The organism is Aquitalea aquatica, assembly GCF_013911085.1.
In the GTDB taxonomy this organism is placed as follows: domain Bacteria; phylum Pseudomonadota; class Gammaproteobacteria; order Burkholderiales; family Chromobacteriaceae; genus Aquitalea; species Aquitalea aquatica.
Map to the genome: position 1 here is coordinate 1 of NZ_JACERN010000039.1, position 23,672 is coordinate 23,672.

The following is a 23,672-nucleotide window of genomic DNA, read 5'->3' on the forward strand; positions in this document are numbered from 1 at the left end:
AACGCCTTAGCGCCGATGATAGTGTGGCATTCGCCATGTGAAAGTAGGACACCGCCAGACTCCCCATTAGAAGCCCAGCTCATCCGAGCTGGGCTTTTTGCGTTGGAGTGCTGCATTGCGGCCGTTCGCGCCGCTGCTGATGCCCGCACAGCCGCCACCTGGGCGGCTTTGTTATGTCGACTGCCTGGTTTGGCGGGGTACTACGGTGACCTACCTGCCCGTGAGGGCAGCAAACGGCTATGATGTTGCTGTCATTGACAGGAGGTGCATCATGGCCCGAATTCTGTTCTGTATCCTTTCCTTGTTGCTGCCTTGGCTGGTGCAGGCGGCGGAGCCACGGCTGGCACCAGATAGCTGGGAACAGCAACGCACGCTGGTGCTGGGAGGGCAGCCGGTTTATCTGTTCATGGCCAAAGAGGGGGAGTTGACTGCCCAGCAACGCGTGGCCAGGGTGCAGGCCCGCCTGCAGGTACTGGAGACGGCAGACGCCAGCCATCCGGTTGAAGCGACGCCATACGGGCAGGGAGCTAGTGCGGGCTACCGGCTGTCGGTCAATGGGAAGTCGCTGTTCAATATTGTTGCCGGTGATCTGGATCCGGCGGATGGCCTGAGCTTGCAGCAGTCTGCCAGTAATGTGCAGCAGCGGCTGAATGCCTTACGACTGGCCTATCTTGAAGAACACTCTTCGGGAGCGCTCGCCACGGCACTGGCGCTGAGCCTGGCTGGCAGCGTGCTGTTTGCAGCGCTGCTTTATCTGATCATGGTTTTGCGTCAGCGAGCCTTGCTGCGTGTATCGCATCGACATGCGCTATTTCCCGGTTGGCTCAGCAAGCGGCAGACACTGGGACGGCTGCTGCAGCGCGCCGAAGGCAGCATCATCAACCTGACCACCGGTCTGTGCGTCATTTTCCTGAGTTATCTGTGGCTAACCTGGCTGCTGGGGCGCTTCCCCTATACCTTGCCCTGGAGTCGTCGCCTGGGCAGTTTCCTGTGGCAGCTGGTCGCAACGTTGGGCTCTGATGCGCTCAGTGCGGTCCCTGGGCTGCTGACGGTGGGCTTGATCTTCCTGTTTACCCGTTTGTTGACCCGTGGTCTGCAACTGATCTTCGACATGGCTGAGCGTGGCCAGTTGCGTTTTCCCGGCCTGCATCCGGAGACAGCCGGTGCTACGCGCCGCTTACTGGGGGTGGTGCTCTGGCTGTTTGCGCTGACCGTTGCCTATCCCTATCTGCCCGGAGCCGACTCTGATGCGTTCAAGGGAATGAGCGTATTTTTTGGCTTGCTGGTTACCTTGGGTTCGGCCGGCATCATGAACCATGCGATGAGTGGCCTGGTACTGGTGTATTCGCGCGCCTTGCGACCGGGCGACTTTGTGCGCATTGGTGATGTAGAGGGGGTGGTAACCGAACTCAGTGCCCTGTCCACCAAGATACTGACTCGCCAGGAGCACGAAGTGACCCTGCCCAATGCGGTCGTGGTGGGTGGCAAGGTGGAGAATTACAGCCGTACCAGCCCGGGGCGGGGCCTGATGCTGACGACCACGGTCACCATTGGTTACGACACGCCGTGGCGCCAGGTCAAAGCCATGCTGGAGCTGGCAGCACACCGCACCTCACTGGCCGACCACTCAGAAGCCGTGGTGGTGCGGCAGTTGAATCTGCAGGATTTCTATGTCGAGTATGAACTGCAATTGCGGGCGCTAGCCGATGCTTTGCCGCAGGCAGTGCGCAGTGAGCTGCACGGGCATATTCAGGATACCTTCAACGAATTCGGTGTGCAGATCATGTCGCCACATTTCATGGATCAACCGGAGCAGCCTGTCATGGTGCCTGCCGCACAGTGGTATGCTGCGCCAGCCCGCCCGGCTAGGGCAGAGGGCGATCAGACCGCTTAACTGTTTGTCATGAATTGTGTGAAATCTGCTGTATGGAACCTCATTGGCATCGGTATGGGCTTGGCCGGAGCTATCTGGGCTTTTACGAGCGGTAATTTATATTAATTGTTTAATTTATCGCTGATTTTATCAATGAATAACGGCGCAATGCTTGCCTGATGATGTGGCTTACTGCTATACCAAAAGCGTAAATTATCGCATTGCTGCCGGCCTTCCCCTTCCCGGTGGCCATCTGCCGAGGGATACCGCAATGTCGTCGCTGCCAATGAGGCTGTTGATCCTGGAAGACCAGGTGATTCTGCGCAAGTTGATTTCCCGCCAGACCGGCTTTTTCAGCCGCCATGCCACCCAGATCGATGAATTCAGCGACCCGGCCGAAGCGCTGCGCAGCGCAGCGGAAATCAGCTATGACCTGATCATTACCGATATCGGCATGCCGGGTATGAATGGCATCGATTTCATCAAGAATCTCAGTGCCATCGGTTGTCGGTCCTCGCTGTTGATCATTTCCGGTTATGACGACCGTACCTTGCACACCATTGCCGGCATGGCCCGCCAGCAGGGTATCAGCAGCGTACATTTCCTGTGCAAGCCCTACAGCATCGACCAGTTTCTGGATAGGCTCAACGCGGTCTTTGCCGATCTGGAGCAACGGGCGCTTACCTGCCCGCTTGATCTGCAGCAGCTGTGGCAGGACTGTACCAGCCAGCCCCTGCAGCTGGAATTTAAGCCCGTACTAAGCCGCAATCTGCAGCAGCTGCGTGGCATGCAGTTGACCGCCATGCGGCTGCCCAGCGGGCTGTTGTCGCTGGATGCCGCGCTCTATCGCCAGCTGGCGGTCAATCCGCAATTGCCAGTGCTGATTCTGGAAGTAGTCATGGAGCAGCTGGCCCAATTGCTCGCCAGCCTGCCGCTGGAGCAGCGCCAGCATTGTTTGTTCAGCCTTTATCTGGATGGGGATTGCCTGGCTAACGACAATCTGTTCGACCGTTACAACAGCATATTGCGCCAATATGGCGTCCAGCCTGGGCAGATCGGCTTTCTGCTGGCCGATGGCATGCATGGGCAGCGTTCAGCACTGTGCTTTGAGAATATTGCCAAATTGAAGTACTTCGGTTTTTCGCTGCTGGCAGATCAACTGGGTGAAGGTGGGCTGACGGTGGGGAATCTGCTGCGCTTGCCGCTGGATGGCGTGTGTATCTCAGCCAGCACCTTGCGTCAGCTGCGCTTGCAGGCTGTGGATATGCCGGCACTGCTGCAATGTTGCGGCCTGGCTTTGCCGCAGTTGACCATTACCGGGATTGATATGGAAACTGACCTTGAGCTGTTGGACGGGCTGGAAGACTGCAGTGTCAGTGGCGAACAGATAGCCCTGCAGATGAGCCGCAGCGAACTATCATCTTATTTACAGCAACAGACTGCCGGCAAGCTCATGCACTAGACCGGCAGCGTATCGATGTCCCGCCATGCAAAGGGGTGAATATGTCTAACGAGCTGGAAAAACTCAAGATACTGGTGGTGGACGACCAGTCACTGGTCAGGACGCTGGTCAGTCAGTCCTTGCAGTCCATGGGTATCCGGGCTGAAAACATCTCGCAGGCACCGGATGGTAGCACCGCCATGCGCACGCTGGACATGCGCATGGTTGACCTGGTGCTGTGCGATGTGGAAATGAAACCGATGAACGGCCTGGATCTGCTCAAGGAACTGCGCTGCGGCCATACCATGAATGCGTCCAATCTGCCTTTCATCATTCTGTCCGGGCACGCTGATCGCGGTAATGTCACGGTAGCGGTGCAGCTGCATGCCGATGGTTTTGTGGTGAAGCCCCCCAAGCCGGTGGATGTGGAAAAAGCTATTTCGCAGGCTTTGCGTCGCACCCGACCAGAGGTGGACCCCTTCAGTTACTACGGCGTGGATACCGGCACGGATTACGACAAGAAAGTGTTCCGCCGCCTGTTTGAACCTCGCCCGGAAGACCTGCCTGATGGGCCGAATGAAACGGTTACCGTAAACAGTGCCAAGCCGGGAGCGGTACTGGCTGAGGACCTGTTCAGCAAGAGCGGTCACCTGCTGCTGCCACGTGGTGCCAGCATTTCTGCCAACCAGCTGGCGGTACTGCGCAACTACAGCGACCGCTATGGCGTGCATCAGCTGGTGGTTGAAAAAGTCGTGGAGGCCACCGCCGATGGCGACCCCGCCTCCGAGCCGACCGGCTGAAACAGACTGCCCGCAGGGGAGAGTGCATGGCCACTATCAGCAACAAGGCAAGCCAGACCTTATCCATTGGCAGGGCGGTAATCGCCATCGTGGTGTTGCTGGGGGTCTTCCAGATTGGCTGGGTGGCCAGATTGCTGTCGGTCTCATGGCAGCACTATCAGCAAGCAGTCGCGCTGGCCGAAGTGCACCAGATCCGTACCAAGCTGTATACCGCTGCCGATCTGCTGCGGCGTGAGGCCATACTCAGCCGCAGCCTGCTGTATCGCAGCCATCCACCGTTTCCACAGGAACGCAGTCAACTGCAGCTGCTGCGCACACAGGCCGATCACTGGATGGAGCTGGCACTGGCCGCCGGGCAGCGTGATGTGGTGAGCGAGCAGCGTGCCAAGCTGGCCATGGTGCAGATGCAATTGGACAGTTTCCGCAACTTGCGGTCAGAGGTGGACATGCGCCTTGGCCCGGCCTGGGGCCAGGACGAAACCCTGGGTTATGCCGAAGAATTGTCTTCCCGCCATCTGCAGGATGCCATTGATAACGTTCTGCTCGGCATGAACGGCCAGATGAAATGGACTGCCCCGGCAGGGCTCTACATCAATATGGACATTGCCCAGAGCAGCTGGAGCATAGGCCATACCCTGCGCACCACGGCAACCGCCTTGTTGCTGCGCAGCGAGCTGGATTCACCGCTGAGCGAGACAGAAGAGGGCGACCTGCAGTCGCGGCTGGACCTGAGTAATCTGATGTTGCAGCAGCTGCGGGTGGATGCCGGCCATATTGAAGACTCGCAGCTGGCCGACAGCCTGCGTGGTATCACCGATTCCGCCCTGACCCTGCACATGCTCAACAAGCAGCAATTGCAGCAGCAACAAGAGCACCAGAGCATGCGGAGCATGCAAAGCGCCATGCAGTCGCTGTTGGACAAGGTACAACAGGAAAGCTGGGCGCTGTTCCAGAATGCCAACCGTCTGTGTGCTGAGCAGATTCAACAAGCGCTAGCTGATTATCGCCGCCAGCTGATCCATGACAGCCTGCTGGGGCTGGCGATACTGGGGCTGGCGCTGATACTGCTGTACAGCATGACCAAGCGGGTGCTCAAGCCGCTCAACCACCTGCAAAGCATGCTGGATGCTGCGGGTGACGCCATCATGACCATCAGCCAGCAAGGCCGTGTGCTATCGGCCAATGCCGGTGCGCAACGACTGTTCGGCACCAGCGGGCAAGAACTGGAAGGCCTGCCCATCAGCCAGCTACTGCGGCTGCAACAGTCATTGGCCAACACCCTGCTGGCCGCCAGCGAACTGGGTAGCCAGGTACTGCAAGGCGAGGGGATCAAGCTGAACGGTGAGTTGTTCTTCGCTGGTATTACCCTCAGTACCTTTCGTACTTCGGCGGCGGAAAAAGTATTCATGCTCATCGTGCGGGACGAGCATCAGCGCCGTATTGCCGAGAACTCGCTGGAGCACAATCTGAGCATGCTGTCGGCCATTTCCCATGTGGAAAATCTCATGCTCAGCCGCTGGCCGCGCAAACAGGTGCTGGACCAGCTACTACAAGAATTCATCCGCTTCAGCCAGGCCGAACAAGGTTTCATGCTGGTGCTGGCCGAGTTCCCGGACGACCGTTTCGAAATCCACCTGCAGGCCGGCCAGTGGCCGGCTACCTTGCCACCGCTGGAAGAGCTGTCCCACGAGGCTGAGCCGCTGACCTGGCTGCTGCATAGGCTGGCTGAGATGCCGTCATGGATTACCCTGCCGGTGTCGATGGATGACGATGTGTCGGCGCTGATCTGCCTGCTGCAGCCAGATCTGGCCATGTTGGGCAAGGGCATTCAGCCGCTGGTTGGTGCCTATGCCAATATTCTTGGTTTTTTCGACGAAGAAGACCGGCGTATGCTGTCCGAATCGCAATTGCGCTCGGTATTACAGGAAGAAGAAGCCATTTATTCGGCCTCGCCAGTCGGCCTGCTCCGGCTCAACGAGCAGATGCAGATCGTCCGCGCCAACCGCATGGCCGAAGACATCTTCAGCCAGGGGGGCAATATGTTGCCCGGCATGCATTTGATGGAGTTGCTGGCCTCCGACCAGAGCTGGTTCGACCTGACCAGCCAGCTCAACAGCATGGCGCAATACCAGAGCAAGCTGCGTTGCGAACTGGAATGTCTGGGGGCCGATGGCCGGCCCATCTGGGTGCTGTTCGAGGGCATGCTGCTGTTTCCCGACCGGCCGCGCGAGGGCACCATTCTGGCCTGTCTGGATATTACCGAGCGCAAGCTGGCGGAATTCGAACTGCGCATGGCGCGCGACCAGGCCAATGCGGCCAACCGGGCCAAGAGCTCCTTCCTTGCCACCATGAGCCATGAAATCCGCACCCCGATGAACGGCGTGCTGGGCATGCTGGAATTGCTGACCATGACACCGCTCAATCCCGAGCAGAAAGACAGCGTCAGCACCATTCAGGAATCGGCCCGTACTCTGCTGCGGCTGATTGACGACATCCTGGATTTTTCCAAGATCGAGGCCGACAAGCTGGAGGTCGTGCTGACACCCACGGCAGTCAAACCCTTGCTGGAACAGGTGCGGACCCTATACGCAGAAACAGCCGCCGCCAAGGGCTTGCAACTGAAGCTGGAGGTGGACGAGCGGCTGGCACCGGCACTATTGCTGGACCCCCTGCGCCTGCGCCAGATCCTGCAGAATTTTGTCAGCAATGCTGTCAAGTTCACCGCCAATGGCGGCATCACTCTGCGGGTGGAGGTGCTGGAACAGGAGTTTGCCGCACAGACCCTGCGTTTTGACATCATCGATAGTGGCATCGGCATTTCACAGGAAAATCTGAGCCGGTTGTTCGAGCCGTTTACCCAGGCGGAGTCGGATACCAGCCGGCGTTTTGGCGGCACCGGGCTGGGGCTGGCCATCTGCCGCCGGTTGGCTGGCCTGATGGGTGGACATGTCGAGCTGGAAAGCCAGCCTGGCGAGGGAACCCGTGCTTCGCTGCTGCTGGTGGCCAATATCGTGGACGCGGCCGAGCTGCCGGCGATCGAGGCTGACCGTGCCCAGCAGCCAGCAGCTGCGCCGGATACGCCACATGGCGCGGTTTTGCCCATTCTGTTTGCCGAAGACAATCCCACCAATCGCAAACTCACGCTGCGCCAGCTGGAGAAATTGGGCTATACCGCTGAGTGTGCCGAAGATGGTGCGCAAGCCTACGCCATGTGGCAGGCCGGTCATTACAGCCTGTTGCTGACCGACTGCCACATGCCGGTGACCGACGGCTACGAACTGGCGCGGCTGATTCGTGCCTATGAGGCGGAGCATGCCGAGCGCGGTCGCCTGCCCATCATTGCCTGTACCGCCAATGCCGGGCAGGAAGAGCTGCACAAGACCAGCGCTGCCGGCATGGATGATTTTCTGACCAAGCCGTTGGCCATTAATGTGCTATCGGCCATGCTGGATAAATGGCTGCACCAACCGCAGGAGAATGTGATGTCCGACACCCACGAGCAGACACCCAATAGCGCCGCCCTCTGTCCGATCGACCGCTCCGTGCTGGAGGTCTACAGCGATGGTGAGCTGTCGGTCGAGCTGGAAATCCTGCACGACTTCGAACAGGCCAATCGCGAAGACATCGCCGCGCTGCGCAAGGCGGCAGCCGAGGTCAATGTCGAGCAGCTGGCCTGGGCGGCGCACCGGATCAAGGGGGCCAGTCGCATGGTGGGGGCCAATGCCATGGGTGATGCCGCCGAACGGGTGGAGAAGTCGGCCAAGGCCGGCCAGGGCGAGCAGGCGGTGGCACTGCTCACCGAGCTGGAAGGCGCGCTGGGCGAATTTGAACACTGGCTGCAACAGCAGGACACCGCCAGCGTATAAGCCGGCGGGTTACATGCTGCGGCTGATTGCTTCGCTGCGTTCCAGCGTGGCAATCAGCCAGTCGCGGAAGGCGCGAATCTTAGGCTGCTGTGCCATTTCGTGCGAATACATCAGGTAGTAGGCCCACTCGGTTTCCAGCACGGTATCAAACGGAATCACCAGTTTGCCGCGCTGGATATCGTCATTCACCATCGACACCTGCGCCAGCGTCACCCCCATGCCTGCGGCTGCCGCATGCAGTGCATATTCCAGCGCATCAAAGGTCACACCGCTTTCCGAATTCAGCGAGTTCACCCCCGCCAGCTTCAGCCAGCGATCCCATACGTCCTGATCGCGCCAGGGATGCAGCAGGGTGTGGTATTGCAGATCTTCCGGCGTACGCAGCGGATGTGCACCTTGCAGCAGGGCTGGAGAACAGACCGGCACCAGTTTTTCGCGGCAGATGCATTCGATGCGCATGTCGGTGGACACTTCCGGCCGTGCCATGCCGATGATGGCCAGATCATACTCAGCCCGGTTGAAGGGCTTGTCGTGAATCAGCTGGGTAATCAGGTGCAGGGTGTATTCCGGATAACGGGTCTGGAAGTCCGGCAGATTAGGCAGCACCCAGCGCATGGCCGGAGTAGGGGGGATGCGTACACGCAGGCCACTCTGGCGCAGTCGCAGCATTTCACTGGCTTCATGCAAGAGCTGGAAGGCATCGCGCGCCGGTTTCACCAGCGCCTCACCCTCGGCGGTCAGCGCCAGCCCACGCGCCTGACGAATGAACAAGCTGGTGCCGTAGAACTCTTCCAGCGTCTGCACATGGCGGCTGACTGCGCCCTGGGTCAGATGCAGCGAAGTGGCGGCACGGGTAAAGGACAGGTGTTCCGCCGCAGCGACAAAAACACGCAGTGCGTTAAGAGGAGGCAGTTTCATCGGATTCATGTCGTTTAATCATGGCTGGCATGATTATAACTGCTTTGCCAGTTTCGCAGTGGCTGCTTATCCTTGCGGCTAGCTCATTGATAATCAATGCAAAGCGTTTGCTCGCTTCAGTTGAAGCATTTTGTTGTGCAAACCTGGCTCCTGTGGGGTTTTTGTACGAGGGATGTCCTCAATGCATGGATAATCTGCTGGCCGGCAGGCTGCCGCCAGCAAGACGAAATCACTTGGCGGGTGCCGTTGCGGCAGCGCCAGCAGTTTTCCACCCATCTCCACGTTGGGAACGGCCGGGTCTTACCTCTGGGACCTGGCCGATTTTTTTTATCCATTTGCGGTGGCCTGTCTGGCAAACAGGCAAGAAAAAAGGCCACTTGCGTGGCCTGAAGATTCGGAGAAAAAGCCGCAGGACCGGATGAACCGGCCCCCTTGCGGACAAGGGCTGCTTTTTCGGGGTCAGAGTGTACAACGATGTCCGCTGCGGGGCAAACCGCGCAGCGTCGATCAGTCGCCCAGCGCTGCCAGCAGTTCGGCTTGCTGCTCGGTGATCAGCGCATCGGTCAGCTCGACCAGATCGCCATCCATTACGTAATCCAGCTTGTACAGCGTCAGATTGATGCGATGGTCGGTAATGCGGCCTTGCGGATAGTTATAGGTGCGGATGCGCTCGGAGCGGTCGCCGGAGCCGATCAGGCTCTTGCGCTCGGCCGCTTCCTTCTGTTGCTGTTCGCGGCGCTGGATGTCGTTGATGCGCGCCGCCAGTACCTGCATGGCGCTGGCCTTGTTGGCGTGCTGGGAACGGCCATCCTGACATTCCGCCACGATGCCGGTGGGCAGGTGGGTAATGCGCACGGCGGAGTCGGTCTTGTTGATGTGCTGGCCGCCCGCGCCACTGGCACGATAGGTATCGATACGCAGGTCCGCCGGGTTCAGCACCACATCCACCAGTTCGTCGGCTTCGGCCATCACCGCCACGGTGCAGGCCGAGGTGTGGATGCGGCCCTGGGTTTCGGTGGCGGGCACGCGCTGTACGCGGTGCCCGCCGGATTCGAACTTGAGCTTGGAGTAGGCACCGAAACCGATGATGCGGACGATGGCTTCCTTGTAGCCGCCCAGGTCGGATTCGCTGGCGGAGACGATTTCCACCTGCCAGCGGTTGCGTTCGGCAAAGCGGGTGTACATGCGCAGCAGGTCGGCTGCGAACAGTGCTGCCTCGTCACCGCCGGTGCCGGCGCGGATTTCCAGAAAGATGTTCTTTTCGTCGTTGGGGTCCTTGGGCAGCAGCAGTTTCTGCAGCTCCAGCTCCAGCGCGGCCATTTTTTCCCGGCCTTCATCGATTTCCAGCTGGGCGAATTCCTTCATGTCCGGGTCGGACAGCATCTCGCCAGCGGTGGCGATATCAGTTTCGCATTGCTGGTATTGCTGGAAGGTTTCCACTACCGGGGTGAGTTCGGCGTGTTCACGGGTCAGCTTGCGGAACTGATCCATATCGGCAGTCGCCGATTCGCTGGCCAGAAGGTGGGTCACCTCTTCCAGACGATCGGCCAACTGCGACAGTTTTGTCGCAATCGACGGTTTCATTACGACTCCGGGTGTAAGTGGTACAGGCGGGCGATGGTTTCCACCATGGCCGCATGCTCCGCGCCGCTACCGGAGGACAGGGCCTGGGTAGGGGGATGCATCAGTTTGTTGGTGAGTTGCTGCGACAGGCTTTCCAGCACTTTTTCCGGCGGCGTGCCCTTGGCCAGCTGCTTGAGCGCGGCCTCCAGCGCATGGCGGCGGGTACGGTCGGCTTCGTCGCGCAGGGCGCGGATCAGCGGTACGGTTTCGCGCTTTTTCAGCCAGTCGTTGAATTCGGCCACGCGGGCCTGAATGATAGACTCGGCCTCTTCCGCCGCGCTCTGGCGGGCTTCCTTGCCCACCTCCACGATGCTGGCGATATCGTCCACCGTGTACAGGTAGACATCATCCAGCTTGCCGACTTCGATTTCGATATCGCGCGGCACGGCCAGGTCCAGCATGAAGATGGGGCGATGGCGACGGGCCTTGATGGCACGCTCGACCAAGCCCTTGCCAACAATGGGCAGCTGGCTGGCAGTGGATGTGACCACCACATCGTAGCGATGCAGTACATCGGGCAGCTCGGACAGGGTGATGGCATTGCCGCCAAACTGCTCGGCCAGTTTCTGCCCCCGCTCCAGCGTGCGGTTGGCAATGGTGATACAGGAAGGCTCACGCGCGGCAAAGTGAGTGGCCACCAGTTCGATCATCTCGCCAGCACCGATGAACAGGATATTCAGTTCACCGATAGTGGGGAAAATCTGTTCGGCCAGCTTTACTGCCGCTGCGGACATGGATACCGAGCTGGATCCCACGGCGGTGCTGCTGCGTACTTCCTTGGCCACGGCAAAGGTGCGCTGGAACAGGCCGTTGAGCAAGGAGCCCAGCGTGCCGACGTTTTCTGCCGCGCGCACCGCGTCCTTCAGCTGGCCGAGGATCTGCGTTTCCCCCAGCACCATGGAATCCAGGCCGGAGGCCACGCGGAAGGCATGGCGGGCGGCGCTGCTGGCATCCAGCTGGTACAGATAGGGGCGTAGCTCTTCCACCGGCAGGCCATGGTATTGCGACAGCCACTGCAGTGCCTGCTCGGGATTGTTGCTGTTGCAGTAGATTTCCGTGCGGTTGCAGGTGGAAACGATGGCCGCCTCGCGCGCCGCGTGCGAACCCACCAGGCTTTCCAGCGCATTGGGCAATACCTCGGCCGGGAAGGCTAGCTTCTCGCGTACCGACAGCGGGGCGGTGTGATGATTGAGGCCAAAGGCAACCAGATGCATGAGCGGAAAAGGCCGCGGAGGAAATGCGGTATTCTAGCCTAAGTTGCCGCCAACGTCCCTAACTCTGGGGTTTTTCCGTGGCAGTTGCTTTGATAGGGCGGCGACGGTGTGCAGCGCCATTGCCGCTGGCACCTGACTACCCGCTGTGTGGCTTCTGTCTTACCATGGCGTCTGACCGAATCAGGAGAACCGCATGTCGCTGAATCTTGCCGATATCCGCCAGGATTATTCGAAAAAGGAATTGTCGCCGGAAGATTGCCTGCCGGATGCCGTGGCGCAGTTCGAGTTGTGGCTGAACGAGGCGATGACGGCGCAGGTACATGAGCCGACGGCCATGAATGTGGCTACGGTAGGCGAAGATGGCCGCCCCACGGCACGTATCGTGCTGCTCAAGGGCGTGGAAAACGGCCAGCTGGTGTTCTACACCAATTATCTCAGCCGCAAGGGCCGGCAGCTGGCGGCTAATCCCTATGTTTCCGTCACCTTTTTCTGGCCGGAGCTGGAACGCCAGGTGCGTATCGAGGGGCGGGTGGTGCAGGTGGCGCCCGAGGTGTCGGATGCCTATTTCACCAGCCGTCCTTATACCAGCCGGCTGGGGGCCTGGGCCAGCGAGCAGAGCACCGAGATCAGCTCCAAGAATGTGCTGATTAGCCGCGCCGCCATGTTTGGCGTCAAGCACCCGCTCAGTGTGCCGCGCCCGCCACACTGGGGTGGCTACGCGGTCATCCCCGACCGGGTGGAGTTCTGGCAGGGCCGTCCCAGCCGCCTGCACGACCGCGTGGTCTACCTGTTGCAGGCCGATGCTGGCTGGCAGCGGGTGCGGCTGGCACCCTGAAGTCTGTTCAGGCTAGCGGTAACTGGTGTGCCGCCAGCAAATCCTGCATGAAGGCGCTGACTACCTCGCTCTGGCGCGAGTTTTGTCGCGTCACCATGTGAAAAGTTGGGTGGTAGCACAGCTGCGCCGGATTGAGCGCCCGCAGCAGCCCTTGCTCCACCATGGGGCGGGCGAAGTGCTCCGGCAGAAAACCCAGATGATGGCCGGACAGAATCAGCACGGCGATTGCCTCCATATTGTCGGCCCGGGCGGTGATGCGCCAGTTTTCCACTGGCAAGGGGATGTCTGGCAGCGGATAGCTGCGCCAGGCCCAGTCGTGCCGGGCGACTTCCTCCACGGGCATATTGCCCGTCTGCTGGAATAGCGGGTGTTCCTGGCTGCAATAGGCGATCTGGTGTTCGGTAAACAGCGGCAGGTATTGCAGGCTGGGAGAGCGGTGCCAGAAATAGCCAATACCCAGATGAATTTCTCCATTGATCAGCGCTTCTTCCAGCGTGCCTGGTGCCAGCATGGACAGCACCAGTTCCACCGCTTCTTCGCGCTGGCGAAAGCGCCGTATGGTTTCCGATAGCCGGGCATGTGCGCGCATGGTGGTATGCCCCACCACGCCAATTCTTAATTGTCCCACCAGCTTGCGTTCCAGCTGCCGCGCTTCCACGCAGAAGGCTTCGGCTGCATCCAGCAACTGGCGGCTGGCGTGGAGCAACTGGCTGCCCTTGGCGGTGAGGGCAAAGCCGGCGCGGCCACGTTCGCACAGGCGGTAGCCCAGCCGGGTTTCCAGTGCGGCCAACTGGTTGCTGATGGTGGACTGGCTGACATTGAGGGTGGATTGGGCAGCCGAAATGCCACCGGCATCGACGACGGCGCGAAAAACCCTGATAAGGCGTAAATCAAGGCTGGACAGGGTATTGAGCATGATTTTGTCCCGGTAGTGGCGGTGGGTCAGGCCTGTCATTACACACATTCAGATTTATCAATGTAAACAGTGGAATACGGTGATTTTTCCCAAGTTGCCGCCTGAATAGACTGAGCCCTCGTTCAACCTCAGTTTCAGGAGTCTGCATGTCTATCGCTGAACGCAATCAGCCGCTGGGCGGCAATGCTATGCCGCGCTTTGGCGGCATCGCCACCATGATGCGTCTGCCCAAGGTGGAAACTGCCGCCGGCCTGGATGCCGTGTTTGTCGGCCTGCCGCTGGATATCGGTACTTCAAACCGTAGCGGTACCCGTTTTGGCCCGCGCGAAATCCGCAATGAGTCGGTACTGCTGCGCCCTTACAACATGGGCACGGGTGCCGCGCCCTTCGACACCCTGCAAGTGGCCGACATCGGCGATATCGCCACCAACCCTTACAACCTGCTGGACAGCGTGGCGCGCATCGAAGCGGGCTACCGCGAGCTGCTGCAGTACGACGTGATCCCGCTGGGGCTGGGCGGCGATCACACCGTCACCCTGCCCATCCTGCGCGCTATTGCGGCCAAGTACGGCCCAGTGGGGCTGATCCATGTCGATGCCCACGCCGACATCAACGATGAAATGTTTGGCGAAAAGATCGCCCACGGCACTACTTTCCGCCGTGCGCAGGAAGAAGGCTTGCTGGCAGAGGGCCGCGTGGTGCAGATCGGCCTGCGTGGCAGCGGCTATGCCGCCGAGGATTTTGACTGGGCACGCCGCCAGGGCTTTCGCGTGGTGCCGGCCGAAGAGTGCTGGAACCGTTCGCTGCAGGGGCTGATGCAGGAAGTACGCCAGCAACTGGGCGCAGGCCCGGTCTACCTGAGCTTTGATATCGATGGCATCGACCCGGCGTTCGCGCCCGGCACCGGTACGCCGGAAGTGGCCGGCCTGACCTCGGTGCAGGCGCTGGAAATCGTGCGCGGCTGTCAGGGGCTGGACCTGGTGGGCGGTGATCTGGTGGAGGTGTCGCCACCCTATGACACCACCGGCAATACCGCGCTATTGGGGGCCAATCTCTTGTTCGAAATGCTGTGTGTGCTGCCCGGCGTGACCATCCGCCGCTGATCACGCCATTCAGGCCGCCATAGAGCGGCCCATGACAATCCGTTCATAGCCAATTGCCAACAAAGGCACACTTAGGAGAAAACCATGGGACTCGATATTTTCGTCGTGTTCATTTATATCGCTGGCATGCTGGCGCTGGGCTGGCTGGGCATGCGCCGCGCCACCAGCCGGGAGGAGTTTCTGGTCGCAGGCCGTAACCTGGGCCCCGGCTTTTACATGGGTACCATGGCGGCTACCGTGCTGGGCGGGGCCTCGACGGTGGGCACCGTCAAGCTGGGCTATGTGTACGGCATTTCCGGCTTCTGGCTGTGTGCCGCACTGGGCTGCGGCATTCTGGTGCTTAACCTGTTCATGGCCAAGCCGCTGCTCAAGCTGAAGGTGTTTACCGTCACCCAGGTGCTGGAGCGCCGCTACAACACCGTGGCCCGTCGCACCAGTGCATTGGTGATGCTGATGTACGCGGTGATGATCAGCGTGACCTCGGTGCTGGCCATTGCCACCGTGATGCAGGTCTTGTTCGAGCTGCCATTCTGGATGGCGGTGGTGATTGGCGGTGGCGTGGTGGTGGTGTATTCCGCCGTGGGCGGCATGTGGTCGCTGACGCTGACCGACATCGTGCAGTTCCTGATCAAGACCATCGGCCTGATGTTCATCCTGCTGCCCATCTGCCTGTACCGTGTGGGCGGTTGGGAGCAACTGGCGACCAAGCTGCCGGCATCCTATTTCAGCTTTACCGCCATCGGTGGTGAAACCATCCTGACTTACTTTGTCATCTACTTCTTCGGCATTCTGATCGGTCAGGACATCTGGCAGCGGGTGTTCACCGCACGCAGCGAGGGCGTGGCGCGCTACGCGGGTAGCATTGCCGGGGTGTATTGCATTGTGTATGGCCTGGTCTGTGCCGCCATCGGCATGGCCACCAAGGTCTTGCTGCCTGATCTGGCGGTGCCGGCCAATGCCTTTGCCGCCATGGTGAAGGAAGGCTTGCCGGACGGGGTGCGCGGGCTGGTGATTGCCGCTGCCCTGGCAGCGATGATGTCTACCGCCAGTGCTGCCTTGCTGGCCGCGTCTACCACGCTGACCGAAGACCTCAGCGGCCGCGATGGCTGCAGCCTGTGGACCAACCGCATTGTTACCCTGCTGGTTGGCCTGCTGGTGCTGGTACTGGCCATGCTGGTGAGTGATGTGATCAGCGCTTTGACCCTGGCTTACAACCTGCTGGTGGCGGGTATGCTGGTGCCGCTGCTGGGGGCCATTTTCTGGCCGCGTGCTACTACGCCGGGGGCCATCAGCAGCATGGTGCTGGGCTGTGGCACGGCCATTCTGGCCATGATCAGCTATGGGCTGGACTCCAACGTGCCCATCTATCTGAGCCTGGCGGTAAGCGTGCTGAGCTTTGTGCTGGTCAGCCTGGTTACCCGCAAGGAGCAACGCCAGGCCGCCGGTATCTGACCGATTCATAGCCGATTGCTGGCAGCAAGCGAAACAGCCGGGTTTCCCGGCTGTTTTTGCATCTGCCGCTGGTTTAGCCGGCCAGATGCCCGGCGTGAAAGCGCAGCTGTTCCTCGATAAAGCTGGCAATGAAGTAATAGCTGTGGTCATAACCGGGATGGCGATGCAGCTGTAGCGCATGGCCGCCGACTCGCGCTGCGTTTTCCAGTGTTTCCGGCTTGAGCTGCTCGGCCAGAAAACCATCTGCCAGGCCAATATCCACCCGCATTGGCGGCAGCTGTGTTGCCTGCTCCAGCAAATGGCAGGCATCCCATTCGAGCCATTGCTGGCGGTCTTCGCCCAGATAGGCGGCAAAGGCTTTTTGCCCCCATGGTACGTTCAGCGGATTGGCAATCGGGCTGAAGGCCGATACCGATACATAGTCCTGTGGCCGCTTGAGCGCACAGATCAGCGCACCATGGCCGCCCATGGAATGGCCGGCAATCGCGCGGCGCTGGCTTACCGGAAAGTGCGCCTCGATCAGTGCCGGCAGCTCACGGCTGACATAGTCATACATCCGGTAATGGCGGTTCCACGGAGCCTGGGTGGCGTTGAGGTAAAAGCCCGCGCCCTGACCCAGATCGTAGGCCGCATCGTCTGCCACGCCTTCGCCGCGCGGGCTGGTGTCCGGGGCCACGATGGCGATGCCCAGCTCGGCAGCAATACGCTGCGCGCCGGCTTTCTGCATGAAGTTTTCGTCAGTGCAGGTCAGGCCGGACAGCCAGTACAGCACCGGTACCTTGTCGCCCCGTGCCGCCTGTGGCGGCAGATAGATGGCAAAGCGCATGCGGCAGCCCAGCACGGCAGAGTCGTGCAGATACTGCTTGTGCCAGCCACCAAAACACATGTTGCTACTGATATTTTCCAGATTCATTTCCGTCTCCCAAAACAGCCGGGCCTGCCTGGCGGGCGGGCCGAGCTGGTGCTGCCTGTGGCGGCCAACAATCAAGCCTGGGCACACCGCGGCAAGGCGCGATGACGCAGGCCATCCGTCAGCTACGCTCAGTCCTTGCCGTAGTGGATGACGGAACGGATGCTCTTGCCCTCGTGCATCAGCTCGAAGGCAGTGTTCACCTCTTCCAGCGGCATGGTGTGGGTGATGAAGTCGTCCAGACGGAATTCGCCCTTCAGGTAACGCTCAACATACGTCGGCAGCTCGGAACGGCCACGCACGCCGCCAAAAGCCGAGCCGCGCCATACCCGGCCGGTCACCAGCTGGAAGGGGCGGGTGGAGATTTCCTGACCGGCACCGGCCACGCCGATGATCACCGACTCGCCCCAGCCCTTGTGGCAGCACTCCAGCGCCGAGCGCATCACATTGACATTGCCGATGCACTCGAAAGAGAAGTCCACGCCGCCGTCGGTCATTTCCACGATGACATCCTGGATCGGCTTGTCGAACAGCGTGGGGTTGATGCAGTCGGTCGCACCCAGTTTTTTCGCCAGTTCAAACTTGCTGTCATTGATGTCAATGCCGATGATGCGGCTGGCTCCGGCCATGCGCGCACCGATGATGGCCGACAGGCCGATGCCGCCCAGGCCGAAGATGGCCACGGTATCGCCCGCCTTCACCTTGGCGGTGTTCACCACCGCGCCCATGCCGGTGGTGACGCCACAACCCAGCAGGCAGACTTCTTCCAGCGGCGCGGCCTTGTTCACCTTGGCCAGCGAAATTTCCGGTAGCACTGTGTATTCGGCAAAAGTGGAAGTGCCCATGTAGTGGTAGATGGGCTGGCCATCCTTGGAGAAGCGGGTGGTGCCGTCCGGCATCAGGCCCTTGCCCTGGGTGGCGCGGATTTTCTGACACAGATTGGTCTTGCCGGATTTGCAGAACTTGCACTCGCCACATTCCGGCGTGTACAGCGGAATCACATGGTCGCCCACCGCCACGCTGGTGACGCCTTCGCCCACCGACTCCACGATGCCGCCGCCTTCATGGCCCAGGATGCAGGGGAAGATGCCTTCCGGATCGGCCCCGGACAGGGTGTAGGCATCGGTGTGGCACACGCCGGTGGCAACCAGTTTCACCCGTACCTCGCCCGCCTTGGGCGGGGCCACTTCCACTTCCTCGATGGACAGCGGTTGGCCGGCGGCCCAGGCTACGGCGGCCTTGCACTTGATGATGTCTTGACTCATGGCAATCTCCTGACGGGGTAATCCGCCCGCAACGGCAATATGCTGCCGTGTGCGGGTCGGCTGGGTAGGGCTGCTGGCGGACAGCAGTAAAGCGCCATTGTATTGCGACTGTTTTTGTAGATAATCTGCCTAAACGGTAAATGATTTTTTCTCAGGAGCAACAATGCCGACATGGCAAGGGGTGAGCGAATTCGTCAGCGTGGCCGAACTGGGCAGTTTTACCCGTGCGGCACGGGTGCTGGACTTGTCCGTGGCGCAGGTCAGCCGCGAAGTCACCCGGCTGGAGCAGCGGCTGCATGTGCAGCTGCTATACCGCACCACCCGCCAGCTGACACTGACCGAAAGCGGCCAGCTCTATCTGCAACATTGCCGCCAGTTGCTGGACGGGCTGGACGAGGCCGAACGCGCCTTGTCCTTGCACCAGGCAGTGCCGCAAGGCCGGCTCAAGCTCACTGCCCCGGTGGCTTATGGCGAAAGCCATATTGCGCCGCTGATCACCGCCTTTCTGCAGCAATACCCGGCGCTGGACATCCAGCTCAATCTCACCAACCAGGTGCTGGACCTGGTGGCCGAAGGCTACGACCTGGCCATCCGCCTGGGGCATCTGGCCGAATCCAGCCTGATGGCACGCCGGCTGGCCAGCCGCCGCCAGCATGTGTGCGCTGCGCCGGCCTATCTGCAGCGCCACGGCCTGCCCAACAGCCTGTCCGAGCTGGATGGCCACAACTGTCTGCTGGGCAGTAATGACTTCTGGCATTTGCAGGAGGGCGGTAAGCGCCGCCTGCTGCGGGTGAAAGGCAGCCTGCGCTGCAATAGCGGCCACGCGCTGACCCATGCCGCGCTGCAAGGCGTGGGTATTGTCCAGCTGCCGGATTACTACGTGGCGCGTCATCTGCACAGCGGTGCGCTGGTGGAATTGCTCACCGCCTATCGCGAGCCGGATGAGGGCATCTGGGCACTGTATCCGCATAACCGACAGCTCTCGCCCAAGGTGCGCATGCTGGTGGATTACCTGGCCGAGCGCCTGCCGGCTTTTAATCCCTTGCTGCCTGCTACCGGCTGACAAATATTGCCAGCGCGGTGAAACCCCGGGCTGCTTTGCCGTATCATGCCGGCATTGCCGCCGGCCTGTTGCCGGGCGGCGCTCTGCATGCAAGGCCCACATGATGCTGACCCGGCAAATCCCCCGCGAAGAAATCAAAACCATGCCGTTGTTTCCGGCGCTGACCCCAGACCAGGTATGCATGCTGGACAGCCCGCAGGCGCTGGCTGCCGCCTTGCCGGATTTGCTGGCCGCACCCTTGCTGGGTTTTGATACCGAATCCAAACCCACTTTTCGCAAGGGCGAGGAATCGGACGGCCCGCACCTGATCCAGCTGGCCGACAGCCAGCGCGCCTGGCTGGTGCCGGTGGTCAAGGGCGTGCTGCCGGATGAAATCAAGATGCTGCTGGCCGATCCGGCGCACCCGCTGGTGGGCTTCGACCTGGTGTCCGACCGTGCCCTGCTGAAAAGCCGGCTGGGGGTGGAGTGCGGCGGGCTGATCGACCTGGGCAACTTGCTGCCCTCCGAGGACGCACGCATTACGGTGGGCGCGGTGCAGGCGGTGGCGCGTTTGTTTGGCCAGTACTTCCGCAAATCGAAAAAACTGTCCACCACCAACTGGTCGCGGCTGCCCTTGAGCCCGGCGCAGCAAGCCTATGCTGGCAACGATGCTTGGGTGGCGCTGCGGGTGTATCAGGAATTGCAACAGCGCGGTCTGCTGACGGAGCGGGCGGCATGAGCGACTGGACCCGCAGCTTTGCCATTCTGGATAGGCTGGATGAGCCCAGCCGTAGCCAGCTGCTGGCCCATTGCCACGCCCTGAGCGCACCGGCCGGCACGGTGCTGTTCCGCGAAGGCAGCCCCTGCCAGGCTTATCTGTTTGTGCAGGAAGGGCAGATCCGGGTACAGAAAGTGGGAGAAAATGGCCGCGAAATCACGCTGTACCGGGTAGAAAACGGCCAGACCTGCATTGTCACCACCGCCTGCCTGATGAGTGGCACCGATTACGATGCCGAAGGTGTGGCCGAAACCGCCATCCAGGCGCAGGCACTGCCGATTCCGGCTTTCCGCCAGTTGCTGGCGACTTCCGCGGCCTTTCGCGATTTCGTGTTCCGCGCCTATGGCAGCCGTATTGCCGACCTGTTGTTGTTGATCGAGGAGGTCAGCTTTGGTCGCATCGACCAGCGTTTGGCTGGCTGTCTGCTGCAACGCGCCCGTGGCCAGAACGCCCTGAGCATCACCCATCAGGAACTGGCTGCCGAACTGGGCAGCGCGCGCGAGGTGATCAGCCGCCAGCTCAAGGATTTCGAACGCCGTGGCTGGATTCGCCTTGGCCGAGGCCAGTTGCAATTACTGGATGCCAGCGCCCTGCAGCAACTGGCCGGCAAATAAGCACCGACTGTGGTTTTTACGGCCTGTTTGCCCGGCCTTGCGGCGCTGTGTGATCTAGTCACTGAAAGCGGGTGGCCAGCGGCTTAGTCTCTACTTATCGCCAGTGCACCGGCCCACTCTCGAGGAGAACAGCATGTCCAAAAATGTAGGCGGTATCGACCGCATCCTGCGTATTGTCATTGGTGTCGCCCTGATCATCGCTACCGTCGCTGGCCTGCTGCCGGCCTGGGGCTGGATCGGCATCGTGCCACTGGCCACCGGGCTGATCGGCTGGTGCCCGGCGTATCTGCCCTTCGGTTTGAAAACCTGCAAGCTCAAATAAAGCCCATCGTCGGGTAATGCCCGCCCGGATGGCAGCGGCGGGTGGCATGGTGTAGCCTGACAGCCTTGATTTCATCTGGTCAGTCCATGTCCGCTGCTACCCCTGCCCGTCCCCTGTTGCAACGCATCAGCCCCTTGCTGGGGCTGTTGCCCTTTCTGCGGCCCTACCGCCGCCGCGCCTGGCTGGCCCTGCTGGCGCTCAGCGTAGCTGCCGTTTCCACCCTGGTATTGCCGATGGCTTTCCGCGTGCTGATCGACCAGGGCTTTTCCAGCCGCAATGCCGGTCACATCAACCAGTATTTCCTGATGCTGTTTGGCGTGGCGGTGGTGCTGGCACTGGCCACCGCCGGGCGTTTTTATCTGGTGTCCTGGCTGGGTGAGCGGGTAACGGCGGATGTGCGCAGCGCGGTGTATCGCCACGTCATCAGCATGAGCCCGCAGTATTTCGAAACCACCCAAACCGGCGAAGTGCTGTCGCGCCTCACCACCGATACCACGCTGGTGCAGACGGTGATCGGCACCAGCCTGTCCATGGGCCTGCGCAATGTGCTGCTGATGCTGGGCGGGCTGGTGATGCTGGCCATGACCAGCCCCAGCCTCACTGGCTACATTCTGGTGACGCTGCTGCTGGTGGTGCTGCCCATCGTGCTGTTTGGCCGCCGGGTGCGGGCGCTGTCCAAATCCAGCCAGGACCGCATTGCCGATTCCAGCGCCATGGCCGGCGAGGTGCTCAATGCCATTCCCACGGTGCAGGCCTTCAACCAGCAGGCAGCGGAAGCCAAGCGCTTTGTCGGCTCGGTGGAACTGAGCTTTGGCACCGCGCTGGCGCGCATCCGCGCCCGCTCGCTGCTGACGGTGGCGGTGATCATGCTGATTTTCGGTGCCATCGTCTTCGTGTTGTGGCTGGGCGCGCAGCAGGTATTGGCCGGGCAGATGAGCGGTGGCCTGCTGGCGCAGTTCATCCTGTACGCGGTGGTAACCGCCGGGGCCATCGGCGCAGTGGCCGAGGTATGGGGCGATGTGCAGCGCGCTGCCGGCGCTACCGAGCGGCTGATGGAGCTGCTGCAACTGACCTCGCCGGTGACCGAACCCGCCCGGCCGCATGCCTTGCCTGCTGCTGGCCGCTTGCGTTTGCAACAGGTGAGCTTTGCCTACCCCTCGCGGCCGGAGCAACCCTCGCTCAGCCAGATCGATCTGGAACTGGCACCCGGCGAGCATGTGGCGCTGGTGGGCCCTTCCGGTGCCGGCAAGTCCACGCTGTTCCAGCTCTTGCTGCGCTTTTACGACCCGCAGCAGGGTGCAATCAGCCTGGGTGGCGTGGATATCCGCCAACTGGCGCTGGTCGATTTGCGCCAGCACATCGGCGTGGTGCTGCAGGATTCGGTGATCTTTGGCAGTAGTGCGCTGGAAAACATCCGCTATGGCCGGCCCGGTGCCAGCGATGAAGAAGTCTTCGCCGCTGCCCGTGCCGCCGCCGCCCACGATTTCATCCAGGCCCTGCCGCAAGGCTATGCCACCTATCTGGGCGAGCGCGGCGTGCGGCTGTCCGGTGGCCAGCGCCAGCGCATTGCCATTGCCCGCGCCATCCTGAAAAACCCGCCCATCCTGTTGCTGGACGAAGCCACCAGCGCGCTGGATGCCGAATCCGAACAGCTGGTGCAGCAGGCGCTGGAACGTGCCGCAGCCAACCGCACCACGCTGGTGATCGCCCACCGCCTGGCCACGGTGAAAGAGGCCGACCGCATCGTGGTGCTGGAAGGCGGCCGCATCGTGGCGCAGGGCCGGCATGATGAACTGCTGCACAGCTCGCCCTTGTATGCACGGCTGGCGGCCTTGCAGTTTGGCCCGGAGGCGGGGGCCTTGCAGCCATGAGCCTGACGGCGGAGCAGGCCGAGGCGGCACTGACCCGTGCGGTGGTGGAGCGCTACCACCAGGCCTGGAAACAGCGCAGTCTGGAAGACATTCTGGCGCTTTACCACCCGGACATCAGCTATCACGATTTCCTGCAGAACCGGGTGTTCCGGCTGGCCGAGCTGCGCGACTACGTGCAGGCATCCCTGCCACAGGGCGAGGCCGAGCGGCTGGAGCACTGCGACCGCATCCGTGTCGATGGTGATACCGCCTTCATCCAGTATCAGATGGTGTTGCGCGGCAGCGGCGGGCTGGCTTCCTTTCAAAGCAGCGAAGCCATTAGCGTGCGCGACGGCTTGATCTGGCGCGTGCGTGAATATGCCACTCTGCAGCATGGTGGCAAGGCGGGCAGCAGCGCGGCCGGGCAGCGCAGCCCACTGCAACGGCTGGGCCTGTCAGCGCGCCAGCTGGGGCGCATGGCGGAAGACCTGCACAGCTATTTTCGCCAGCAGCAGCCGTATTTGCAGGCCGACTGCACTCTGGCCGCGGTGGCCAGTGCCACCGGCTACAGTCGCAATCAGTTGTCCTATCTGTTGAACCAGGTACTGGGGCAAAGCTTTTACCGCTACGTCAACCAGGCCCGGCTGCAGCATCTGCTGGCCAGCCTGCCCGTTGCCGATAGCATGGCGCGCATCGACCAGCTGGCCTTTGCGGCTGGCTTCAATTCCTTGTCGGTGTTCTACCGCTGTTTTCGCGACCATACCGGCCTGACTCCCGCAGCCTGGTTGCGGCGTTTTCCGTGCGGGTCCGCACAGACGACCAGCGACCAGCACAAGGACTAAGCTGCAGG

19 protein-coding genes are annotated in these 23,672 nt (G+C 61.2%); 13 read left to right on the forward strand and 6 right to left on the reverse strand.

Annotated elements, in window-relative coordinates; translation table 11 throughout:
* The first annotated feature begins 271 nt into the window (after nucleotides 1–271).
* From H2Z84_RS14865 to H2Z84_RS14880, 4 genes are all read left to right on the forward strand, one after another.
* Nucleotides 272–1,894: a mechanosensitive ion channel family protein gene (locus H2Z84_RS14865; RefSeq protein WP_220272861.1), complete on the forward strand. Its 1,623-nt coding sequence runs from the start codon at nucleotides 272–274 to the stop codon at nucleotides 1,892–1,894.
* A gap of 250 nt (nucleotides 1,895–2,144) precedes the next feature.
* Entirely contained in the window at nucleotides 2,145–3,335 is a 1,191-nt protein-coding gene (locus H2Z84_RS14870; protein WP_181836682.1) for an EAL domain-containing response regulator, read from the forward strand.
* Nucleotides 3,336–3,376: 41 nt separating this feature from the next.
* On the forward strand, nucleotides 3,377–4,114 hold the full coding sequence (locus H2Z84_RS14875; RefSeq protein ID WP_181836683.1) for a response regulator: 738 nt from the start codon (nucleotides 3,377–3,379) through the stop codon (nucleotides 4,112–4,114).
* Nucleotides 4,115–4,140: 26 nt separating this feature from the next.
* Nucleotides 4,141–7,980, forward strand: a complete 3,840-nt coding sequence (locus H2Z84_RS14880) for an ATP-binding protein (protein WP_181836684.1) — start codon at nucleotides 4,141–4,143, stop codon at nucleotides 7,978–7,980.
* Between the two features lie 9 nt (nucleotides 7,981–7,989).
* Here H2Z84_RS14880 and H2Z84_RS14885 read toward each other — a convergent pair whose 3' ends face one another.
* The 3 genes from H2Z84_RS14885 to hemA all read right to left on the reverse strand — a co-directional run bounded on the left by H2Z84_RS14885 (nucleotide 7,990) and on the right by hemA (nucleotide 11,735).
* Nucleotides 7,990–8,907 carry a LysR substrate-binding domain-containing protein gene (locus tag H2Z84_RS14885; protein WP_181836685.1) on the reverse strand — a complete coding sequence of 306 codons (918 nt, stop codon included), beginning with the start codon at nucleotides 8,905–8,907 and terminating at the stop codon, nucleotides 7,990–7,992.
* Nucleotides 8,908–9,405: 498 nt separating this feature from the next.
* Nucleotides 9,406–10,482 carry a peptide chain release factor 1 gene (gene prfA / locus H2Z84_RS14890; protein ID WP_181836686.1) on the reverse strand — a complete coding sequence of 359 codons (1,077 nt, stop codon included), beginning with the start codon at nucleotides 10,480–10,482 and terminating at the stop codon, nucleotides 9,406–9,408.
* The gene (gene hemA / locus H2Z84_RS14895) at nucleotides 10,482–11,735 is read right to left on the reverse strand and encodes a glutamyl-tRNA reductase (protein WP_181836687.1); all 1,254 of its coding nucleotides are present in this window, start codon (nucleotides 11,733–11,735) and stop codon (nucleotides 10,482–10,484) included. The genes prfA and hemA overlap by 1 nt, the downstream gene beginning before the upstream one ends.
* Before the next feature lie 193 nt (nucleotides 11,736–11,928).
* On the opposite strand from hemA, the gene pdxH reads away from it, so the two are divergent.
* Nucleotides 11,929–12,570 carry a pyridoxamine 5'-phosphate oxidase gene (gene pdxH / locus H2Z84_RS14900; protein WP_181836688.1) on the forward strand — a complete coding sequence of 214 codons (642 nt, stop codon included), beginning with the start codon at nucleotides 11,929–11,931 and terminating at the stop codon, nucleotides 12,568–12,570.
* Between the two features lie 7 nt (nucleotides 12,571–12,577).
* Here pdxH and H2Z84_RS14905 read toward each other — a convergent pair whose 3' ends face one another.
* Nucleotides 12,578–13,486 (reverse strand): LysR family transcriptional regulator, encoded by a 909-nt coding sequence (locus H2Z84_RS14905; protein WP_181836689.1) that lies wholly within the window; start codon nucleotides 13,484–13,486, stop codon nucleotides 12,578–12,580.
* Between the two features lie 146 nt (nucleotides 13,487–13,632).
* Between H2Z84_RS14905 and speB the strand changes: the two genes are divergently transcribed.
* Nucleotides 13,633–14,589 (forward strand): agmatinase, encoded by a 957-nt coding sequence (gene speB, locus H2Z84_RS14910; protein ID WP_181836690.1) that lies wholly within the window; start codon nucleotides 13,633–13,635, stop codon nucleotides 14,587–14,589.
* A gap of 84 nt (nucleotides 14,590–14,673) precedes the next feature.
* Nucleotides 14,674–16,041: a sodium:solute symporter family protein gene (locus H2Z84_RS14915; RefSeq protein WP_181836691.1), complete on the forward strand. Its 1,368-nt coding sequence runs from the start codon at nucleotides 14,674–14,676 to the stop codon at nucleotides 16,039–16,041.
* 73 nt (nucleotides 16,042–16,114) lie between these two features.
* Here the strand turns inward: H2Z84_RS14915 and fghA are convergent, their stop codons facing one another.
* Both fghA and H2Z84_RS14925 read right to left on the reverse strand, forming a co-directional pair.
* Complete coding sequence (gene fghA, locus H2Z84_RS14920) at nucleotides 16,115–16,948, reverse strand: S-formylglutathione hydrolase (RefSeq protein WP_181836963.1); 834 nt, start codon at nucleotides 16,946–16,948, stop codon at nucleotides 16,115–16,117.
* 134 nt (nucleotides 16,949–17,082) lie between these two features.
* Complete coding sequence (locus H2Z84_RS14925) at nucleotides 17,083–18,216, reverse strand: S-(hydroxymethyl)glutathione dehydrogenase/class III alcohol dehydrogenase (RefSeq protein WP_181836692.1); 1,134 nt, start codon at nucleotides 18,214–18,216, stop codon at nucleotides 17,083–17,085.
* A 163-nt stretch (nucleotides 18,217–18,379) separates the two neighbouring features.
* On the opposite strand from H2Z84_RS14925, the gene H2Z84_RS14930 reads away from it, so the two are divergent.
* The 6 genes from H2Z84_RS14930 to H2Z84_RS14955 all read left to right on the forward strand — a co-directional run bounded on the left by H2Z84_RS14930 (nucleotide 18,380) and on the right by H2Z84_RS14955 (nucleotide 23,664).
* A complete protein-coding gene (locus H2Z84_RS14930; protein WP_181836693.1) occupies nucleotides 18,380–19,279 on the forward strand; it encodes a LysR substrate-binding domain-containing protein in 900 nt (299 codons plus the stop codon).
* A gap of 100 nt (nucleotides 19,280–19,379) precedes the next feature.
* On the forward strand, nucleotides 19,380–19,997 hold the full coding sequence (locus tag H2Z84_RS14935; protein ID WP_181836694.1) for a 3'-5' exonuclease: 618 nt from the start codon (nucleotides 19,380–19,382) through the stop codon (nucleotides 19,995–19,997).
* Nucleotides 19,994–20,650, forward strand: coding sequence for a Crp/Fnr family transcriptional regulator (locus H2Z84_RS14940; protein WP_181836695.1), 657 nt, complete (start codon nucleotides 19,994–19,996; stop codon nucleotides 20,648–20,650). Before H2Z84_RS14935 ends, H2Z84_RS14940 begins: the two co-directional genes overlap by 4 nt.
* A 133-nt stretch (nucleotides 20,651–20,783) precedes the next feature.
* Nucleotides 20,784–20,972 carry a YgaP family membrane protein gene (locus H2Z84_RS14945; protein WP_181836696.1) on the forward strand — a complete coding sequence of 63 codons (189 nt, stop codon included), beginning with the start codon at nucleotides 20,784–20,786 and terminating at the stop codon, nucleotides 20,970–20,972.
* A gap of 86 nt (nucleotides 20,973–21,058) precedes the next feature.
* Nucleotides 21,059–22,843, forward strand: a complete 1,785-nt coding sequence (locus tag H2Z84_RS14950; RefSeq protein ID WP_181836697.1) for an ABC transporter transmembrane domain-containing protein — start codon at nucleotides 21,059–21,061, stop codon at nucleotides 22,841–22,843.
* Nucleotides 22,840–23,664, forward strand: coding sequence for an AraC family transcriptional regulator (locus tag H2Z84_RS14955; protein ID WP_181836698.1), 825 nt, complete (start codon nucleotides 22,840–22,842; stop codon nucleotides 23,662–23,664). The genes H2Z84_RS14950 and H2Z84_RS14955 overlap by 4 nt, the downstream gene beginning before the upstream one ends.
* Nucleotides 23,665–23,672: the final 8 nt, after the last annotated feature.

Bases quoted from the DNA above. Each gene is read 5' to 3' on its own strand.
- H2Z84_RS14865 (WP_220272861.1), top strand. From the start codon at position 272: ATGGCCCGAATTCTGTTCTGTATCCTTTCCTTGTTGCTGCCTTGGCTG.
- H2Z84_RS14870 (WP_181836682.1), top strand. From the start codon at position 2,145: ATGTCGTCGCTGCCAATGAGGCTGTTGATCCTGGAAGACCAGGTGATT.
- H2Z84_RS14875 (WP_181836683.1), top strand. From the start codon at position 3,377: ATGTCTAACGAGCTGGAAAAACTCAAGATACTGGTGGTGGACGACCAG.
- H2Z84_RS14880 (WP_181836684.1), top strand. From the start codon at position 4,141: ATGGCCACTATCAGCAACAAGGCAAGCCAGACCTTATCCATTGGCAGG.
- H2Z84_RS14885 (WP_181836685.1), bottom strand. From the start codon at position 8,907: ATGAATCCGATGAAACTGCCTCCTCTTAACGCACTGCGTGTTTTTGTC.
- prfA (WP_181836686.1), bottom strand. From the start codon at position 10,482: ATGAAACCGTCGATTGCGACAAAACTGTCGCAGTTGGCCGATCGTCTG.
- hemA (WP_181836687.1), bottom strand. From the start codon at position 11,735: ATGCATCTGGTTGCCTTTGGCCTCAATCATCACACCGCCCCGCTGTCG.
- pdxH (WP_181836688.1), top strand. From the start codon at position 11,929: ATGTCGCTGAATCTTGCCGATATCCGCCAGGATTATTCGAAAAAGGAA.
- H2Z84_RS14905 (WP_181836689.1), bottom strand. From the start codon at position 13,486: ATGCTCAATACCCTGTCCAGCCTTGATTTACGCCTTATCAGGGTTTTT.
- speB (WP_181836690.1), top strand. From the start codon at position 13,633: ATGTCTATCGCTGAACGCAATCAGCCGCTGGGCGGCAATGCTATGCCG.
- H2Z84_RS14915 (WP_181836691.1), top strand. From the start codon at position 14,674: ATGGGACTCGATATTTTCGTCGTGTTCATTTATATCGCTGGCATGCTG.
- H2Z84_RS14925 (WP_181836692.1), bottom strand. From the start codon at position 18,216: ATGAGTCAAGACATCATCAAGTGCAAGGCCGCCGTAGCCTGGGCCGCC.
- H2Z84_RS14930 (WP_181836693.1), top strand. From the start codon at position 18,380: ATGCCGACATGGCAAGGGGTGAGCGAATTCGTCAGCGTGGCCGAACTG.
- H2Z84_RS14935 (WP_181836694.1), top strand. From the start codon at position 19,380: ATGATGCTGACCCGGCAAATCCCCCGCGAAGAAATCAAAACCATGCCG.
- H2Z84_RS14940 (WP_181836695.1), top strand. From the start codon at position 19,994: ATGAGCGACTGGACCCGCAGCTTTGCCATTCTGGATAGGCTGGATGAG.
- H2Z84_RS14945 (WP_181836696.1), top strand. From the start codon at position 20,784: ATGTCCAAAAATGTAGGCGGTATCGACCGCATCCTGCGTATTGTCATT.
- H2Z84_RS14950 (WP_181836697.1), top strand. From the start codon at position 21,059: ATGTCCGCTGCTACCCCTGCCCGTCCCCTGTTGCAACGCATCAGCCCC.
- H2Z84_RS14955 (WP_181836698.1), top strand. From the start codon at position 22,840: ATGAGCCTGACGGCGGAGCAGGCCGAGGCGGCACTGACCCGTGCGGTG.